Here is a 17,528-nt window from a genome sequence, read left to right on the forward strand (position 1 = left end):
GGGCATGAAACGCATCGCGGTGGTGGTCGTGCTCGGGGTGGTGGCCGCGCTGATGCCCGCGTCGGCCGCGGCGGCGACGCAGGTGAAGGTGTTGCAGCTGAACATCTGTCACAGCGGGCTGGCGGGGTGCTTCACCGGGGACCGGGTGATGGCCCGGGCCAAGGAGGTCATCGGGGAGGCCAAACCGCAGGTCCTGTCGGTCAACGAGGCGTGTTCGGGTGACGTGGAACCGCTGCGGCAGGCGATGGGCGCGGCGAAGACCCGGTTCGTCGCGGCGCAGCGGAGCGACGGCTCGCCGGTGAAGTGCGAGAACGGGCAGGACTACGGGAACGCCATCCTGGTCGCGGAGGCGCTCGCCGGGACGACGGGCGCCAGTGGGCGGTATTCCGCGCAGGACAGCGGGAACGAGAAGCGGGTGTGGGCGTGCCTGTCCGGCGGGAAGGTGACCGCGTGCACCACGCACCTGTCGGCCAAGGACGGCACGACCGCGCTCGCCCAGTGCGAGGAACTCATGGGCCATGCCGCCGACTACGCGAAGCAGGCGCCCACGGTCGTGTCCGGCGACATGAACCTGAAGTACCGGGGCAGCCCGAACGTGCAGGACTGCAACCGCACCGGGTTCTACCGCAAGGGCGACGGCGACCTGCAGCACGTGTTCGCCACGACGAGCCTGGGTTTCGTGAGCGGAACCAAGTTCGACATGAAGGGCACCACCGACCACCCCGGCTGGCTGGTCACCACATCGCTGTCGCGGTGACGCGACGGTGACGCGGCCCGGGTAGGAAAGACAATCGTGGAGCGCAGCAACGCCGAGCCGGTACGTCGGCCGAGAGGCGTCGTGTCCGGCCGCGATTCCAGGACTGTCGAGCAGGCCCCGCGAAGCCGTGCCGAAACGCCGAGATTCGGTCAGGACTTCAGCCGGGTGCGGGTGCGCCACCAGATCGAGGGCACCTCGGAGGAAGAGGCTGAGCGAGCTGCCGCGCGGGTGGAGCAGGACGTGACCGAGGCCCAACGCCCCGATTCGGCGCTCGACGGCGTCCGCCTGCACCGCGACCGGCGGGCGGACGACCTCACCGCGGCGCTGGGCGCGACCGCCGTCACCGCGGGCCGCAACATCTACTTCTCGGCGGGCGCACCCGGCCTGTCGACCACCGCCGGTCGGCGGCTGCTCGCCCACGAACTCACCCACGTCGCGCAGCAGCAGCGGTTCGGTCCCAGACTCCAGTTCTTCACCGCCGCGGAAAAGCCGCAGATCGCCCCCAACCTGGGCGCCATGATGGCGGTCATCGCGGCGATCGTCGCCGCCAGCAGCGACGGTTCCCGGGTCAACATGGACACCCTGGTCCGCCTGGCGGGCGGGCAGACGGCCATGGCCGCGCTGCCGAAGGCCATCCGTTCGGCCGAGCCGCCAGTCGGCTCCATGCTGAGCCTGCGGTACCTGTTCACCCGGCGGGCCGGGCTGATCGACATGCGGCATTTCCTGCAACTCATGTACATCTCCTGGTTCACCAACACCGGTTCCGCCGATATGGCGGCCCGGGGCGCGACCCGTCGCGGCGTCGAACACGAGGAGAAGGCCGAGGCCACCTCGCGGTACGCGCCCGAGGACCTGACCTCGAACGCCCTCGGCGCGTTCACCGCGACCCGCCTGGCGGGAATCCCGCAGCGCGACGATCTCATCGCGACGATCCGGGCGACGCTGGAGCGGAGCGGACCCGTGGACTTCGGCGGGTTGAGCCCCAAGTCGCAAACGGACCTCGTGCAGTTCTACAGCGCGCGATCGGCCACCGGAGAACCGTTGAACCAGAACCGGACCGCGGTCGCGCTCATCCCGCACATCCCCGAGCTGGCCGGCACCGACCGCTCGTTCCCGTTCTCCCTCGACGAGGACGATCCGCGCCGCGCCACGATCGGCGGGCCCGCGTTCGATCGCGGTGCGGCGGGCCTGACCGGTGATTCGGAGATCCGGGAGTTCGTGGACGTTCAGCGCGACGAAGTCATCCAGGCCATCCTCCCCGCGGAAATGGCGCGGCTGGGCACGCGGTTGCTGAGCGGCTGGGTGTCCGACGCGGACATCGACGCGTTCGAAAAGCTCTACCGGCTGGCCGGTCCCGCCGGGCGCGAGGCGTTGCGCGCGGTGGCGTCCGCGAACCTGCCGTCCGGCCACGGCCAGCGGGCGCGCTTGCGCCGCCTGTCGTAGGCGCGGTGAGTCAGTCCGGGGTGCGTTGCGCCGGAATGAGCAGGGCGGCCAGGCCCTCGACGCGGCGGGCGATCTCGTCGCGGATCGTGCAGACCCGGTCCAGCGGCTGGTCCGCGGGATCGTCGAGTTCCCAGTTGTAGTAAAGGGTTCCCGGGTACACCGGGCACGCGTCGCCGCAGCCCATGGTGACGACGACGTCGGCCGCGCGCACCGCGGCGTCGGTGAGCGGGCGCGGAAACGCGGTGCTCAGGTCGAGGCCGACCTCGGCCATCGCGGCGACCACCGCGCGGTGCACCGAACCGCGGGGCTCCGAACCCGCCGACCGCACGACCACCTGACCCCGGGCCTGGTGGTCGAGCAGGCAGGCGGCCATCTGCGAGCGCCCGGCGTTGTGCACGCAGACGAACAGGACCTCCGGCCGCTCGGTGGACAGGAATCCGCGGTTCTTGGCGATCGACGCGAGCTGGTCGCGCGCGAACCGGACCGTCACTTGCTCGAGGTCGTCGCGGTGGTGCCCGGTTTTCGCCAGCAGGTCACGGCATTCGTCGACGACCTCGCGCACGCTCTCGAAGGAGAAGCAGTCCGCGAAGAGATCGGCCAGTTCCGCGACCGATCGGTCCAGATCCACCTGTCTGTTCTCGCCCGGGGCATGCGGCATCGCCCAGCCTCCTCCCGCATCCTCGTAACTGACGAGGGTACCGACTGTGACAGTAATCGGTGGAAAACTGACAATCTTTCGGAGGATGATCGCCTGGTTAGAGCAGCGGCGGGACGTGCGCGTCGATCAGGTGCGGGCCGGGTTCGGCCAGGGCGCGGGAGAACTGCTCGGCCAGTTCCTCGGCGGTCGTCGCCCGGGTCGCGGGAACGCCGAGCCCCTCGGAGATCCGCACGAAATCCAGGTCCGGGCCGGACAGATCGAGCAGTTCGTTCGCCTTCGGACCGGAGCCCTCGGCGCCGACGCGCTGCAATTCCATCCGCAGGATCGCGTAGGCGCGGTTGTTGAGCAGAACCGTGGTGACGTCGAGGTTCTCCCGGGCCTGGGTCCACAGCGCCGAGATCGTGTACAGCGCGCTGCCGTCGGCCTGCAGGCCGATCACCGGCCGGTCCGGGGCGGCGACGGCCGCGCCGGTGGCGACCGGGAGGCCGTAGCCGATCGCGCCGCCGGTCAGCGTCAGCACGTCGTGCCGGGGCGCGCCCGCGGTGGCGGCGGGCAGCAGCAGGCCGGACGTGTTGGACTCGTCGGCGATGATCGCGCGCTCGGGCAGCAGCGCGCCGATCACGTCGACCCAGTTCTGCGGGGTCAGCGGACCGCTCGGCAACGCCGGCCGGGCGGCCTCGGCGAGCTGGGGCTCGGTGTCCGGGGCGACCAGCGCGGCGAGGTCCGCCAGGGCGCCCGCCACGTCCTGATCGGCCTCGGCGAGGACGTGCACCTGCGCACCCTCGGGCACCAGATCGCTGGGTTTGCCGGGGTAGGCGAAGAAGGACACCGGCGCCCGGGTGCCGGCCACGATCACGTGCTTGATGCCGGTGAGCTGGTAGCTGACCTGCTCGGCGAGGTAGCCGAGGCGCTCGATGTCCGGCAGCCCGGCGCCGCGTTCCAGCCGCGCGGGGAAGGTTTCGACGAACGGTTTGGCGCCGGTCGCGGCCGCGATCCGGCTCGTCGCGCGCAGCCCGGCCTCACGGCACGCCCGACCGCCGATCAGCAACGCGACGGGCTCACCGGTGCGCAGGATCTCGGCGATCGCCTTGACCGTGGTCTCGCCCACCGGTTTCGCGGTCCGCGGCGGGACCGGCGCGCAGGTCTGGCCGCCGTCGCCCCAGGACACGTCCGCGGGCAGGACCAGCGTGGCGACCCGGCCGGGCGCGTCCTGCGCGGCGGCGACCGCGGCGGCCGCGTCCGCGCCGACGTCGGCGGTGCTCTTCGAATGCCGGACCCAGCCGTTCAGCCAGCCCGCGAGCGCCTCGATATCGGATTCCAGCGGCGCGTCGTACCGCTTGTGGTACGTCGCGTGGTCGCCGATCACGTTCACGATCGGGGTGCCCGCGCGGCGGGCGTTGTGCAGGTTCGCCAGGCCGTTGCCGAGGCCGGGGCCGAGGTGCAGCAGGGTCGCGGCGGGTTTGTCCGCGATGCGCGCGTAACCGTCCGCCGCGCCGGTGACCACGCCCTCGAACAGGCCGAGCACCCCGCGCATCTCGGGCACGGTGTCCAGGGCGGCCACGAAGTGCATCTCCGAGGTGCCCGGGTTGGCGAAGCACACGTCGACGCCCGCGTCGACGAGCGTGCGGATCAGGGACTGCGCGCCGTTCATAGTGCTCCTAGTCGAAGAGGACACCGGGATTGAGGATCCCGTGCGGATCGAAGGCCTGTTTGATCCGGCGCAGCAGCTCGACCTTCACCGGATCCTCCAGCTCGAGGAAGTGGTCCTTTTTGGACTGTCCGATGCCGTGCTCGCCGGAGATCGCGCCGCCCGCGGCGATGCCGGCGGCGAAGATGTCGTGCAGCAGCTTCCGGCGCTTCGCCGGGTCCTTGCAGAAGATGGCGAGGTGCACGTTGCCGTCGCCGGCGTGCCCGCAACCGAGCGCGCCGGACTCCGCGGCGGCCGCCAGTTCCCGGGTTTTCGCGAGGAATTCGGGCATCGCGGCGCGCGGCACGACCACGTCGATGACGTCGTCGGCGCCGGCGGCCTTGGCCGTCCAGAACGCCTTCTCCCGCGCTTCGATGAGCGAGCGCGCCGAAGGTCCTTCCAGGACGTAGACGTCCACGGCGCCGAGTTCCCCGAGCAGTTCGCCGAGGCGTTCGACGTCGCCGTCGAGCCGGTCGTGGTCGCGGTTTTCCAGGCCCACCACCAGGTACGCCTGCGCGGTGTCGCGGATGGCGTCCGGGATGCCGAGGGTGAGCTTCTCGTTGTAGGAGATCGCCGCCATGGTCAGCGTGTCGATGTACTCCAGGATGCTCGGCGCCAGCCCGCTGGAGAGGATCTTCGGAACGGCCCGCATCACCTGGTCGAGATCGTTGAACGGGGCGAGCACGGTCGCGCCGTGCGCGGGGCGGGGGTAGAGCTTCACGATGACCTCGGTGGCCAGTGCGAGGGTGCCCTCCGAACCGATGATCAGCTGGGTGAGGTCGTATCCGGTGGAGATCTTCGCGATCTTCCCGCCGGTGCGGATCAGCTCCCCGGACGGCAGCGCGGCCTGCAACCCGAGCACGTTGTGCCGGGTGACGCCGTACTTCACCGCGCGCATGCCCCCGGCGTTGGTGCCCACGTTGCCGCCGACGCTCGCGCTCAGCTCGCCCGGGTACACCGTGTAGGCCAGGCCCGCGGCGGCGGTCTTCTCGTCCAGTTCGGACAGTGTCACGCCGGGCTGCACGACTGCCACGTGGTTTTCGGTGTCCACCTCGAGCACCGCGTTCATCCGTTCGAAGGAGACCAGCAGCCCGTCCTCGCGCGGGTTCGCGGCGCCGGAGAGCCCGCTGCCCGAACCGCGCGCGGTGACCGGGACGCGGTGCTCGGCCGCGGCGGCGAGCAGGGCGGCGACCTCTTCCGCGGTACCGGGTTTGGCCAGGTAGCGCGGTTTCCGCGGGGACTCGGTCAGCGCCTCGTCGCTGGCGTAGTCCGCGGAGATCTCGTCCCCGGTCAGCAGGTGCTGCTTGCCGACGACCTCGGCGAACCGCGTCGCTGTGCCGCTCGGGACCTCGTCGCCCATGACGATGCCACCCGCCCTTTCGTGCCCGCGCATGCCTGTTGTCCGGCAGCGTAGTACGTCTCGCGGGGGTCCGGCTATGAAGAAGATTCACGTATGGCGCCCCGGGGGCCCCGAAAGTGGCGACACTTTCGGGACCCCGGGCACCGGGGTCATTCGGCGCGGGCGAAAGAAAGGGTTTCGCCTTCGACGCCGCGCAGCCACAGGTCCTGCGCGGCCGCCGCCATTTCGGCGAGGCCCTCCTCGATCGTGGCGAACACGTTGCCGGGCACCCAGCCCGCGTCGCCGTTGATCAGCAGGTTGTTGCGGCCGTAGAAGATCGCGAGGTCGGTCGCGCCCTGGTCGGCGTGCGCCTCGCTGCCTTCCTCGTAGCCGTACGCGGGATTCCCGATCTCCCACGCCTCGAAGCCGAAGTACACGACGTCCCCGGGAATCGGGGTGACGGTGGGGTTCTCCCGGCCGGGCTTCGGCTCGGCGAACGGCGGCACCAGGGTGTAGACCTCGTTGCGCGCGTACTTGGCGTGGTAGGCGGAACCGCTCTGCGGCAACGCGTCCCAGACGGCCTGGCACGTGCGCGGCGCTTCGGCCTCGAGCAGCCGGGCGCGGCAGGACACCCCGCGCTTGTCCAGGGTGATGGTGATGTAGCGGGCCACGGTTCTCCTAGCGGGTCACTTGGTCACGGAGGCGACGACGTCGGACCAGATCGCGAGGGCCTCGTCGACCTGCTCCGCGGTCACCACGAGCGGCGGGATCATGCGCACCACGTTCATGAACGCGCCGCAGGTGAGCAGCAGCAGGCCGCGTTCGGCGGCCGCGGCCTGCGCGGCCTGCGCGGTGGCGGTGTCCGGTTTCCCGTCGGCCGTGGTGAACTCCGAGCCGACCAGCAGGCCGAGCCCGCGCACGTCGCCGATCGCCGGGGTCTTGTCGCCGACCAGCCGGGCCCCGTTCAGCAACTGCTCGCCGCGTTCGGCGGCGTTGGCCACCAGGCCTTCCTCCTGGATCACGTCCAGGGTCGCCACGGCCGCCGCGCAGGACACCGCGTTGCCGCCGTAGGTGCCGCCCTGCGAACCGGGCCACGCCTTGGCCATCAGTTCCCGCGACGCGGCGATGCCGGACAGCGGGAACCCGCTCGCCAGTCCCTTGGCGATGAGCACCACGTCCGGGCGCACGGCGAAGTGGTCGTGGCCCCAGAACTTCCCGGTGCGCCCGAACCCGGTCTGGATCTCGTCCAGCACCAGCAGGATCCCGTGCTCGTCGGCGCGTTCGCGCAGCCCGGCGAGGAATTCGGTGTTGGCCGGGACGTAGCCGCCCTCGCCGAGCACCGGTTCGACGAAGAACGCGGCCGTCTCGTTCGGCGCGCTCACCGTGGCGAACAGGTAGTCCAGCTCGCGCAGCGCGAACTTCGTCGCGGTCGGCTCGTCCCAGCCGTAGTGGTAGGCGTACGGGAACGGCGCCACGTGCACCCCGCCCATCAGCGGCGAGAAGCCCGCGCTGAACCGGGTGCCGGAGGTGGTCATCGACGCGGCGGCGACCGTGCGGCCGTGGAAACCGCCCTGGAACACGATGATGTTCGGCCGCCCGCTGGACTGCCGGGCCAGGCGCAGCGCGGCCTCGGCCGCCTCGCTGCCGGAGTTGCTGAAGAACAGCGAGTCCAGCCCGGGCGGGAGCACGTCGCCGAGCCGTTCGGTCAGGCGCAGCAACGGCTGGTGCATGACGGTCGTGTACTGGCCGTGGATCAGCTTGCCGATCTGTTCCCGCGCGGCCGCGACGACCCGGGGATGGCAGTGCCCGGTGCTGGTGACCCCGATTCCGGCGGTGAAATCGAGGAACCGGCGACCGTTCGAGTCGAACAGATAGGTCCCCTCGCCGTGGTCGACGACGACCGGGGTTGCCTGCTTGAGCAGCGGAGAGAGCTGAGCCATGGCAGCGTTGCTCCTAACGCACTAGGGTGGGGCGTGCGGCCTTGTAGATTGTCAACAATATGCATAGCATGGCCGCTGGAGCCGCGCAAACAGGTGACTTGACGAGGAGCGCCGGGCATGAGTGCTGACAGGGAAACCGCCGTGGTCGAAGCGGTCGGCAAGGAGCTGTTCATCGGGGGCAAATGGGTCCCCGCGACCGGAGGGAAGACCTTCCCGGTGCTCGATCCGTCCACCGGCGCGACGCTCTGCGAGGTGGCGGACGCGTCGCCGGAGGACGGGAAGGCGGCACTCGACGCCGCCGTCGCCGCGCAGGCCGACTGGGCGAACCACCCGCCGCGCGAACGCGGGGAGATCCTGCGCCGCGCCTACGATCTGCTCCTCGCCCGCGCCGACGACCTCGCGCTGCTGATGACCCTGGAAATGGGCAAGCCGGTGGCCGAGGCGCGGGGCGAGATCACCTACGCCGCCGAGTTCTTCCGCTGGTTCGCCGAGGAGGCCGTCCGCATCGACGGCGGTTACGCGGTGGCCCCGAACGGCGTCGGCCGGTTCCTGGTCACCAAGCAGCCGGTCGGCCCGGCCATCCTGATCACGCCGTGGAACTTCCCGATGGCCATGGGCACCCGCAAGATCGGCCCCGCGGTCGCGGCCGGGTGCACGTCGGTGATCAAGCCCGCCGCGCAGACCCCGCTGTCCATGCTCGCCCTGGCCGGGATCCTGGCCGAGGCGGGGCTGCCCGAGGGCGTGCTCAACGTGGTGACCACGAGTTCCTCCGGCTCGGTGATGGAACCCATGATCCGCGACGGCCGCGCGCGCAAGCTGTCGTTCACCGGGTCCACCGCGGTCGGGCGCAAGCTGCTCGAGCAGTGCGCGGACAAGGTGCTGCGCACGTCGATGGAACTCGGTGGCAACGCGCCGTTCCTGGTGTTCGACGACGCCGATCTGGACGCCGCGATCGACGGCGCGATGCAGGCGAAGATGCGCAACATCGGCGAGGCGTGCACGGCAGCGAACCGGTTCTACGTGCAGCGCGGGATCGCCGACGAGTTCGCCCGGCGGCTGACCGAGCGCATGGAGGCGCTGCCGATGGGCCGCGGCACCGAGGACGGGGTGATCGTCGGCCCGCTGATCGACCGGGCCGCGGTGGAGAAGGTGAGCAGCCTGGTCGCCGACGCCGCCGACCGCGGCGCGAAGGTGCTCACCGGCGGGTCCACTGTGGACGGACCGGGGAACTTCTACCAGGCGACCGTGCTCACCGACGTCCCGCCGGAGGCGAAGCTGGCGTCCGAGGAGATCTTCGGCCCGGTCGCGCCGATCTCGGTGTTCGACACCGAAGAAGAGGCGGTGGCGGCGGCCAACGACACCGAGTACGGCCTGGTCAGCTACCTCTACACCAGCGATCTCAAGCGGGCGCTGCGGGTGTCGGAGCGGCTGGAGGCGGGCATGATCGGGCTGAACCAGGGGATCGTGTCCAATCCGGCGGCGCCGTTCGGCGGGATCAAGCAGTCCGGGCTCGGCCGCGAGGGCGGCACCGTCGGCATCGACGAGTTCCTGGAGACCAAGTACATCGCGGTGAGCCTGTGACGGAATACCGGATCGCGAGCGTTCCCGGCGACGGGATCGGCGTCGACGTCACCGTCGAGGCGCGCAAGGTGCTCGACCGCGCCGCCGCGCTGCACGGTTTCGGCCTGCGGTGGACGGAGTTCGACTGGAGCTGCGAGCGGTATGCCGAGACCGGCAAGATGATGCCGGACGACGGCGTCGAGCGGTTGTCGGCGTTCGACGGGATCTTCCTCGGCGCGGTCGGGTTTCCCGGGGTGCCGGACCACGTTTCGCTGTGGGGCCTGCTGATCCCGGTCCGCCGCGCGTTCGCGCAGTACGTGAACCTGCGGCCGGTGCGGCTGCTGCCGGGCACCACGAGCGCGCTGGCCGGGCGGTCGGCCGAGGACCTGGAGATGGTGATCGTCCGGGAGAACTCCGAGGGCGAGTACTCCGCGATCGGCGGGCGCCACAATTCCGGGCGGCCGGACGAGTTCGTGCTGCAGGAGTCGGTGTTCACCCGGGTCGGCGTCGAGCGGATCGTCCGGTACGCCTTCGAACTGGCGAAGACCCGGACCGGGCGGGTGTGCTCGGCGACCAAGTCGAACGGGCTCATCCACTCGATGCCGTTCTGGGACGAGATCTTCGCCGAGGTCGCCGCCGAGTACCCCGATGTCCACAGTGAACAGTGCCATGTGGACGCCCTCGCGGCGCGGATGGTGCAGCAGCCGGACCGGCTGGACGTGGTGGTCGCGTCGAACCTGTTCGGCGACATCCTGTCCGATCTGGCCGCGGCGGTCACCGGCGGGCTGGGCATGGCGCCCTCGGGCAACATCAACCCGCCGGGCGAGTACCCGTCGATGTTCGAGGCGGTGCACGGCAGCGCCCCGGACATCGCGGGTCAGGGCATCGCGAACCCGGTGGCCCAGGTGCTCGCCGGGGCGATGATGCTCGAGCACCTGGGCGAGGCGGGCGCGGCGCGGGCGGTGCGCGCGGCGGTGGAGGAGGTGCTCGCCGAGGGCGCGGTGGCGACCCCGGACCTGGGCGGGAAGTCGACCACCGCGGAACTCGGCGACGCCGTCGCGGAAGCCGTGGCATGACCTCCCGGGTAATCGACGTGGCGCGCGCGGCTCGGCAGGGTGGGGCCCATGAACACGCGAGACACGATCGAGGAGTTGTTCCGCCGGATGGGCGCGGGTGATCCGGACGGGATCGCGGCGCTGCACGCGGAGCGGGTCGACTGGAAGGTGAACTGGCCCGCCGGGGAGGCCGCGGCGATCCCGTGGATCCGGGACTGGTCGACCCGGGCGGACATCGCCGAGTTCCACCGCGCGCTGGCCGCCGCCTTCGTGCCCGGCGAGGACGCGGTGTCCGTCGAACGCGTTCTCGTCGACGGCCCGGACGCGGTGGTCCTCGGCGAGACCGCGCGGACCTTCCGGTCGACCGGGAAGCGGTTCACCATGATGTTCGCCCTGCACCTGACCGTCCAGAACGGACTGATCAGCCGGTACCACGTGTACGAGGACAGCCTGGCCGTGGCCAGGGCTTTTGCCTAGGCGAGGCATAACCGGCCGGGAATTGGGCACTCCTGAACGCGAACGTGTCGTCGTTCGCGAACGGAGTGGGGATGAGAATACCGGGGCCGTTGTTCGCACTGGGCGCCGCGATCGGCACGGCCCAGACGGTGGGCCGGGTGGTGCTGGCGCCGGTGTCCCGGGCCCGGCGCAACGTGTGGTCCTGTCCCGGCCGCCTGCACATCGAGGCGCACGGTGTGCACGGTCCGGGTGGCCGGAAGGTGGCCGCCCGGATCGAACGGGCCCTGGAAGCGCGTCCCGGGGTGCTGTGGGCCCGGGTGAACGCGCCGTCGTCGCGGGTGATCGTGGCGGTCGGGGACCGGCCGCCGCGCCGGGCGGAGCTGATCCGGGTGGTCGAGCGGGCGGAGGCCGAGCCCGCCGATCCCGAGGAGCGCGCCGCCGAGGACGAACTGCACCACCCCGCGGACGGGGCGCGGGGCACCCGGCTGGCGCCGACGCTCGCCGGGGACCTGGCCGGACTGGGACTTTCCCTGCTCACCAAGCTGCTGCCCTGGGCGCCGCTGCCGGCCGAACTGGCCGCGCTGCCCTCGGTCGTCGATCACCACCCCCGGTTGCGCGAGCTGGCCGCGCGGCGGGCTGGTGGCCATGAGCGCGCCGATTCGGCGACCTCGATCACGGGCGCGTTCGCGCACGGGCTGGCCTCCCGGAGCGAGAGCACGCTGCTGGACACCGCGCAGCGGGTCGAGCAGTGGCGCGAGGCCCGGGCGCACGAACGAGCCTGGTGCGCGGCCGAGGCGGGCCTGATCGCGAAGCCGGAGCACGCGGCGGCGGAACCGGTGGTGTGCGAACGCCCGGTGCCGGTGCCCGAGACCGCGGCCGAACGGTACGAGCGCAGGGTGATGAACCTGGGCCTCGCCGCGGGCGCGGGTGTCCTGCCGCTGGGCGGGCCGAGGCGGTCGGCGGCGCTGGTGTTCGCGGCGTTGCCCAAGGCGGTGGAGGCGGGCCGGGGCGCGTTCGGCGCGCATCTCGGCCGCGTGCTGGCCCGGCGGGGCGCGCTGGTGATGGACCGCGCGGTGCTGCGCCACCTGGACGTGCTGGATGTGCTGGTGCTCGACGAGCACGCGCTGGACACCGGGCGGCTGGTGCCGCACGACCTCGTACCGCTGGCCGGGAGCGATCCGCGCGCGGTGGCCGAACACACCTGGCGGCTCTTCGATTCCCGGAACCCGTCGGCGGTCCGGCGGGCCGAGGGCTGGTGCCTGGGCCCGCTGGACGAGCTGGACCTGCACGGCCGCCACGGGGCCCGGGAGCGGGCCCGGCTGGCGAAGCGGGGCGCGGTGCTCGTGCTCGGCCTGGCGCGGGGCGAGCACCTGGAAGCCGTGCTCGCGCTGGGCAAGGAGCCGTCGCCCGGGGTGGCGGTCCTGGTCACCGCGGCCCGGCGGGCCGGGCTGGAGGTGGTGAGCGCCAACGGCCCGGACGCCTCCAGGGCGCGGGGCGCCGATCGGGCCGTACCGGGCGGGGACCGGTTGGTGGCCTCGGTGCGGGAGTTGCAGGCCGACGGGCACGGGGTGCTGCTGGTGTCCGGGAACCGTCGCGCGCTCGGCGCCGCCGACTGCGGGGTGGGCGCCCACCGGGACGGGGACGCGCCGCCGTGGGGCGCGCACGTGCTCGTCGGCGAGGACCTGACCTCGGCCGCGCTGCTCGTCGAGGCGGTGGCCGCCGCCCGCGCGCTGGGCCGCGAGGACATCCGGCTCGCGCAGGCGGCGACCGGGGTGGGGGTGGTCAGCGCGGTGCGGCGGCGGCGTGGCCAGGCCGCGCGGAGCCTGCGCGCGGCGAACGCGGGCGCGACGCTCGGAATGATCAACGGTCACCGGCACGCGCGGCGGCTGCGCACCCCCGAAGTCGTGGAGAAACCGGACATCGTGCCGTGGCACCTGATGCCCGCGGACGCGGTGCTGGACCGGCTGGACACCAGCGGGAACGGGCTGAGCGGCGCGGCGGCCCGGCGGCGGGGCCGCGGCCGGACCGGGGACCACGGCGGCGGCACCAGCCTGGGCAGTGCTTTCCTCGCCGAACTGGCGAATCCGCTGACCCCGGTGCTCGCCGGGGGCGCCGCGCTGTCCGCCGCGGTGGGCTCGCCGGTCGACGCCGCGCTGGTCGCCGGGGTGGCCGGGTTGTCCGCGCTGATCGGCAGCCTGCAGCAGGTGCGCACCGAACGGGAACTCGCCGAGCTGCTGAGCCGGTCCGCGGTGATCGCGCACGTCCGGCGGGACGGGGAGGTCACCGACCGCAGCGCGGACGAACTGGTGCCCGGTGACGTCGTCGAACTCGCGGCGGGGGACGTGGTGCCCGCGGACTGCCGGTTGCTGGAGGCGGACGGGCTGGAGGCCGACGAATCGTCCCTCACCGGGGAATCGCTGCCGGTGGCCAAGGACGCGGCGCCGGTCGTGGCCGCCGAGGTCGCCGGGCGTTCGTCGATGCTCTACGAGGGCACCACGATCGCGGCCGGGCGGGCCGTGGGGATCGTGGTGGCCGTCGGCGACGACACCGAGGCGGGCCGCGGGATGGCGATGGCGCGGGAGGGCGCGCCGACGACCGGGGTGGAGACGCGGCTGGCCGAGCTGACCGAGAAGAGCCTGCCGCTGGCGATCGGTTCGGCGGCGGCGGTCGCCGGGGCGGGGCTGTTGCGCGGGGTGCCGCTGACCGAAAGCCTGTCGGCCGCGGTCAACCTGGCCGTGGCGTCGGTGCCGGAAGGGTTGCCGTTCCTGGTGAACGCGGCGCAGCTGGCGTCCGCGCGGCGGCTGGCCGAGCACGGCGCGCTGGTGCGGAATCCGCGCAGCATCGAGGCGCTCGGCCGGGTGGACGTGCTGTGTTTCGACAAGACCGGAACGCTGACCGAGGGCTGGTTGCGGGTCAGCGAGGTCGACGACGGCCGGACGCGGCGCCGGATCGACGGCCTGGACGAGCGGACGAGTGCGGTGCTGGCGGCGGCGGTGCGGGCCACCCCGCCCGCGGACGATCCCGAGGATCTGCCGCACGCGACCGACCGGGCGGTGCTGGAGGCGGGCCACCGGGCGGGGGTCGGCACGCGAAGCTGGGAGCTCGTCGATTCCGTGCCGTTCGAACCGTCGCGGGGATACCACGCGGCGGTCGGCCGATCGGGGCGGCGGTTGCTGCTCAGCGTGAAGGGCGCGCCCGAGTCGATGCTTCCCCGGTGCGCCAAGCGTTTTTCCGGCGGCCGGGAGGTGTCGCTGGACGCGCGGGCCCGGCGGCGGCTCGCGGGCCGGGCCGAGCGGCTGGCCGAGGCGGGGCAGCGGGTGCTCGTGGTCGCCGAGCGGAAGCTGGCGACCGCCGAAGTGTCCGAAGAGGACGTTCAGGAGCTGACTTTCCTGGGGTTCGTGGCGATCGCGGATCCGGTGCGGGGGAGCGCGGCGCCCGCGGCGGCCCGGCTGCGCGCGGCGGGCGTGCACATCGTGATGATCACCGGGGACCATCCGGCCACCGGGGAGGCGATCGCGGGCGAGGTCAGCCCGGACAACGGCGAGCTGCACGTGGTCACCGGGTCCGAATTGGACGAACTGGACGACGAGGCGCTCGGTGAGCGGTTGCTGAAGGCGGATGTGGTGGCCCGGTGCAGCCCGGCGCAGAAGGTGCGGATCATCAAGGCGTACCAGCGGCTCGGCCGGACCGTGGCGATGACCGGTGACGGGGCGAACGACGCGCCCGCGATCCGGCTCGCCGACGTCGGGATCGCGCTGGGCGAGCGCGGCACGCCCGCCGCCCGGGCCGCGGCGGATCTGGTGGTGACCGACGACCGGCTGGAGACGATCATCGCGGCGCTGGTGGAGGGACGCGCGATGTGGGCTTCGGTGCGCGAGGCGCTCGGGATCCTGCTGGGCGGGAACCTCGGGGAGATCGCGTTCAGCGTCCTGGGTTCGGTGCTGACCGGCCGGTCGCCGCTGACCGCGCGGCAGTTGCTGCTGGTGAACCTGCTGACCGATCTGGCCCCGTCGCTGGCGATCGCGTTGCGCCGCCCGGATTCGGCGGCGGCGGAGGACCTGCTGGGTGAGGGGCCGGAGAGTTCGCTGGGCAGGCCGTTGCACCGGGATATCGGGCTGCGCGCGGGAATCACCACGGTGGGCGCGACGACCGCGTGGACGATCGCCCGGCTGACCGGGCGGCGGCGCCGGGCCGGAACCGTGGCGCTGGCGGCGCTGGTCGGCACCCAGCTCGGGCAAACCCTGCTGACCGGCGGCCGGAGCCCGTCGATCCTGGCGACCGGCCTGGGCTCGGCGGCGCTGCTGGCCGCGGTGATCCAGACGCCGGGGGTGAGCCAGTTCTTCGGCTGCACCCCGCTGGGCCCGGCAGGCTGGACCATCGCCCTCGGCAGCGCCTCCGCCGCCACCCTCCTCGGCCCCCTCCTCACCTAACCCCAAACACTCCGACCCGAAGCACCCTGTCCCCAAGCACAATGCCCCGAAGTGCCCTGTCCCCAAGCACAATCCCCCGAAGCACCCTGCCCCTAAACACGATGCCCCGAAGCACCCTGACCCCAAGCACACCGCCCCCGAAACCCCTGCCCCGAGCACCTCATCTCTCTCCCCCCGCCTTGCCACCCCGGCGCGTCACCCCGCCGCCCCGCCGCCCCGCGTGAATGTCCCGTTCGCACTCTCGGGGGAACCCCTTGTTTTAAGCGTACGCCCGGGCACCGACAATTCCGCGAGCCACCCCATTCCACCACCAAACGCCATGAACGGACCATTCACGCCCCCGGGGGAACCCCTTGCTTTAAGAGTAGCCTCAGCGACCGACAATTTCGGGCTCGCGCCCCGGCTGCCGCGAGTTCCCCGTTCCGGTCGCGCGAGTCCCCCGTTTCGGTAGCCCGTGTTCCCCATTTCGTCCGCCGAGTTCTACGTTCGGGCACCCGAGTTCAACACTCGGGCAAGCGAGTTCCACGTTCAGGTAAGCGAATTCAACACTCAGGTAAGCGAGTTCTACATTCGGGCAAGCGAGTTCGCCATCCGGGCCCACGCCGGACCGGGCACACCGGAAGACCGCCTCAGCGTTTCCGGGGCTTGCGGGTTTTCCGCGCGGCGGACCGCTTCTTGGCCACCACCAGGTTTCCCTGACCATCCACATCGGACACAATGTCCAGGCCGTCGGCCGGGACACCCGGCGCCGCGCCGGAATGCAGGCTCGCTCCCGGCACGAGCCGCTGCACCGCGTCCTCCATATGCGCCTCGAGCAGCGACACGGTCAAGTCCTCGTCGCCCGCCCGGATCGCCTCGATGATCCGGTTGTGCTCGACCACCCGCTCCTCGATGGCCTGGTACGTCGCCTGCAGCGCGGACAGGCACATCCGCGTCTCGATGAGCAGTGTCCGCGCCATCCGCACCAGCCGCCGGCTGCCGGAGGCGTTGATCAGCACCTCGTGAAATCGAAGATCCGCTTCGGACAGCGCGGTCGGATCGCCCGACTCCGCCGCGGCCGCCATCGCCCGGACGGTCTCGTCCAACTGCTCGGCGACCCGTTCCCGATCGCCCCGCAGGATCCGGATCGCCGCCGCCCGCTCGATCGCCGACCGCGCCGAATAGATGTCGTACACGTCCCCCGGCTCGAGGTTGATCACGAACAGCCCGCGATGCCGTTCGCTGCGCAGCAGCCCCTCGGACACCAGCCGCTGCATGGCCTCCCGCAGCGGCCCCCGGGACACCTGGAACTGGGCGGCCAGCTCGGTCTCCCCGAGCTGCGCCCCCGGCGGCAGGGAGCCGTTCATGATCGCGTCACGCAGCTGACGCGCGATGATCCCCGCGGTCGACTCCCGGCTCACCGGTTCGATATCGGCCAACGGCACGGCTCACGCATCCCCTCTGCGGAACAGGGCACCCAGCTCCGCCGACGTCCGGGTGTCTCCGGCGAGCCGCAGGCCCGCCCAGATCGTCACCTGGTTGGCGGTGAGCACCGGCTTGCCCAGCCGCTCCTCGATCGTGTTCACCACGCCGAGCGTGCGCATCGCCGTGTCCGGGATCAGCAGCGCCTCGGCCTCCCGGGAATCATGCCGCAGCGCCAGTTCGACGACCGCTTCCGGGGGGAGTTGCCCCACCTCGGCGGCGGTGTCGATGTCCTCGCTCGACATCGCCACCACGTCGACGCCGCCGGCGCCGAGGAACTCGACAAACAGCTTCGCGACGTCGTCCGGATAGCTCGCCGCGACCGCCACCCGGCGCAGCCCGAGCGCTTCGGCCGCCCGCACGAAGGCGAACGACGTGCTGGTCGCCGGGACACCCGCGTCGATCGCCAGCTTCGCCGCCTGGTCCTCGGCGCCGCCCCAGCGGTACACGAAACTCCCACTCGTGCACGCCCACACCACCGCGTCCGGCTGGTGCTTCGCCAGCAGCGCCGCGCCCTCGGCGAGCCGTTTCTCGCTGCCCAGGTCGAGCAGTTCGGGCACCGCGTGCAGATCCGTGCCGTAGATGTGCTCCACCGGCAGCCGCACGTCCGGGCCGAGCAGCCGTTCCGCCAGCGGGTAGTCGTCCTCGGCGGCGTGGTCGGGGTAGATGAACCCGATCGTCGGCATGCGCGCACCTCCGAGTGGAAGAAGATTGTCAACAATCCTAGTAGAAGACTACTGTC

At 72.0% G+C, this 17,528-nt stretch carries 13 protein-coding genes; 6 read left to right on the forward strand and 7 right to left on the reverse strand.

Features of this window, described 5'->3' with window-relative positions; genetic code table 11:
• Positions 1 to 4 precede the first annotated feature (4 nt).
• The gene (locus FXO23_RS20725) at positions 5 to 757 is read left to right on the forward strand and encodes an endonuclease/exonuclease/phosphatase family protein (protein ID WP_158887035.1); all 753 of its coding nucleotides are present in this window, start codon (positions 5 to 7) and stop codon (positions 755 to 757) included.
• A gap of 240 nt (positions 758 to 997) precedes the next feature.
• Positions 998 to 2,200 carry an eCIS core domain-containing protein gene (locus tag FXO23_RS20730; RefSeq protein ID WP_218952111.1) on the forward strand — a complete coding sequence of 401 codons (1,203 nt, stop codon included), beginning with the start codon at positions 998 to 1,000 and terminating at the stop codon, positions 2,198 to 2,200.
• A 10-nt stretch (positions 2,201 to 2,210) separates the two neighbouring features.
• Here the strand turns inward: FXO23_RS20730 and FXO23_RS51630 are convergent, their stop codons facing one another.
• The 5 genes from FXO23_RS51630 to FXO23_RS20755 all read right to left on the reverse strand — a co-directional run bounded on the left by FXO23_RS51630 (position 2,211) and on the right by FXO23_RS20755 (position 7,824).
• Complete coding sequence (locus FXO23_RS51630) at positions 2,211 to 2,858, reverse strand: arsenate reductase/protein-tyrosine-phosphatase family protein (RefSeq protein WP_158887036.1); 648 nt, start codon at positions 2,856 to 2,858, stop codon at positions 2,211 to 2,213.
• A 97-nt stretch (positions 2,859 to 2,955) separates the two neighbouring features.
• Positions 2,956 to 4,509, reverse strand: coding sequence for an acetolactate synthase large subunit (locus FXO23_RS20740; RefSeq protein WP_158887037.1), 1,554 nt, complete (start codon positions 4,507 to 4,509; stop codon positions 2,956 to 2,958).
• Positions 4,510 to 4,516: 7 nt separating this feature from the next.
• Complete coding sequence (locus FXO23_RS20745) at positions 4,517 to 5,905, reverse strand: FAD-binding oxidoreductase (RefSeq protein ID WP_158887038.1); 1,389 nt, start codon at positions 5,903 to 5,905, stop codon at positions 4,517 to 4,519.
• Between the two features lie 149 nt (positions 5,906 to 6,054).
• On the reverse strand, positions 6,055 to 6,555 hold the full coding sequence (locus FXO23_RS20750; protein WP_158887039.1) for a DUF3830 family protein: 501 nt from the start codon (positions 6,553 to 6,555) through the stop codon (positions 6,055 to 6,057).
• A gap of 15 nt (positions 6,556 to 6,570) precedes the next feature.
• Entirely contained in the window at positions 6,571 to 7,824 is a 1,254-nt protein-coding gene (locus tag FXO23_RS20755; RefSeq protein ID WP_158887040.1) for an aspartate aminotransferase family protein, read from the reverse strand.
• Between the two features lie 117 nt (positions 7,825 to 7,941).
• Between FXO23_RS20755 and FXO23_RS20760 the strand changes: the two genes are divergently transcribed.
• From FXO23_RS20760 to FXO23_RS20775, 4 genes are all read left to right on the forward strand, one after another.
• Positions 7,942 to 9,405 carry an NAD-dependent succinate-semialdehyde dehydrogenase gene (locus tag FXO23_RS20760; protein ID WP_158887041.1) on the forward strand — a complete coding sequence of 488 codons (1,464 nt, stop codon included), beginning with the start codon at positions 7,942 to 7,944 and terminating at the stop codon, positions 9,403 to 9,405.
• Entirely contained in the window at positions 9,402 to 10,460 is a 1,059-nt protein-coding gene (locus FXO23_RS20765; RefSeq protein ID WP_158887042.1) for a tartrate dehydrogenase, read from the forward strand. Before FXO23_RS20760 ends, FXO23_RS20765 begins: the two co-directional genes overlap by 4 nt.
• 48 nt (positions 10,461 to 10,508) lie before the next feature.
• Entirely contained in the window at positions 10,509 to 10,916 is a 408-nt protein-coding gene (locus FXO23_RS20770) for a nuclear transport factor 2 family protein (protein WP_158887043.1), read from the forward strand.
• Between the two features lie 71 nt (positions 10,917 to 10,987).
• Positions 10,988 to 15,325: a cation-translocating P-type ATPase gene (locus FXO23_RS20775; RefSeq protein ID WP_158887044.1), complete on the forward strand. Its 4,338-nt coding sequence runs from the start codon at positions 10,988 to 10,990 to the stop codon at positions 15,323 to 15,325.
• A 629-nt stretch (positions 15,326 to 15,954) separates the two neighbouring features.
• On the opposite strand, the gene FXO23_RS20780 is transcribed toward FXO23_RS20775, so the two are convergent.
• Positions 15,955 to 16,749, reverse strand: a complete 795-nt coding sequence (locus tag FXO23_RS20780) for a GntR family transcriptional regulator (protein ID WP_158887045.1) — start codon at positions 16,747 to 16,749, stop codon at positions 15,955 to 15,957.
• A 3-nt stretch (positions 16,750 to 16,752) separates the two neighbouring features.
• Positions 16,753 to 17,472, reverse strand: a complete 720-nt coding sequence (locus FXO23_RS20785) for a maleate cis-trans isomerase family protein (protein ID WP_158887046.1) — start codon at positions 17,470 to 17,472, stop codon at positions 16,753 to 16,755.
• Positions 17,473 to 17,528 lie beyond the last annotated feature (56 nt).

It is taken from the genome of Amycolatopsis anabasis, assembly GCF_009765355.1.
Taxonomy (GTDB): Bacteria; Actinomycetota; Actinomycetes; order Mycobacteriales; family Pseudonocardiaceae; genus Amycolatopsis; species Amycolatopsis anabasis.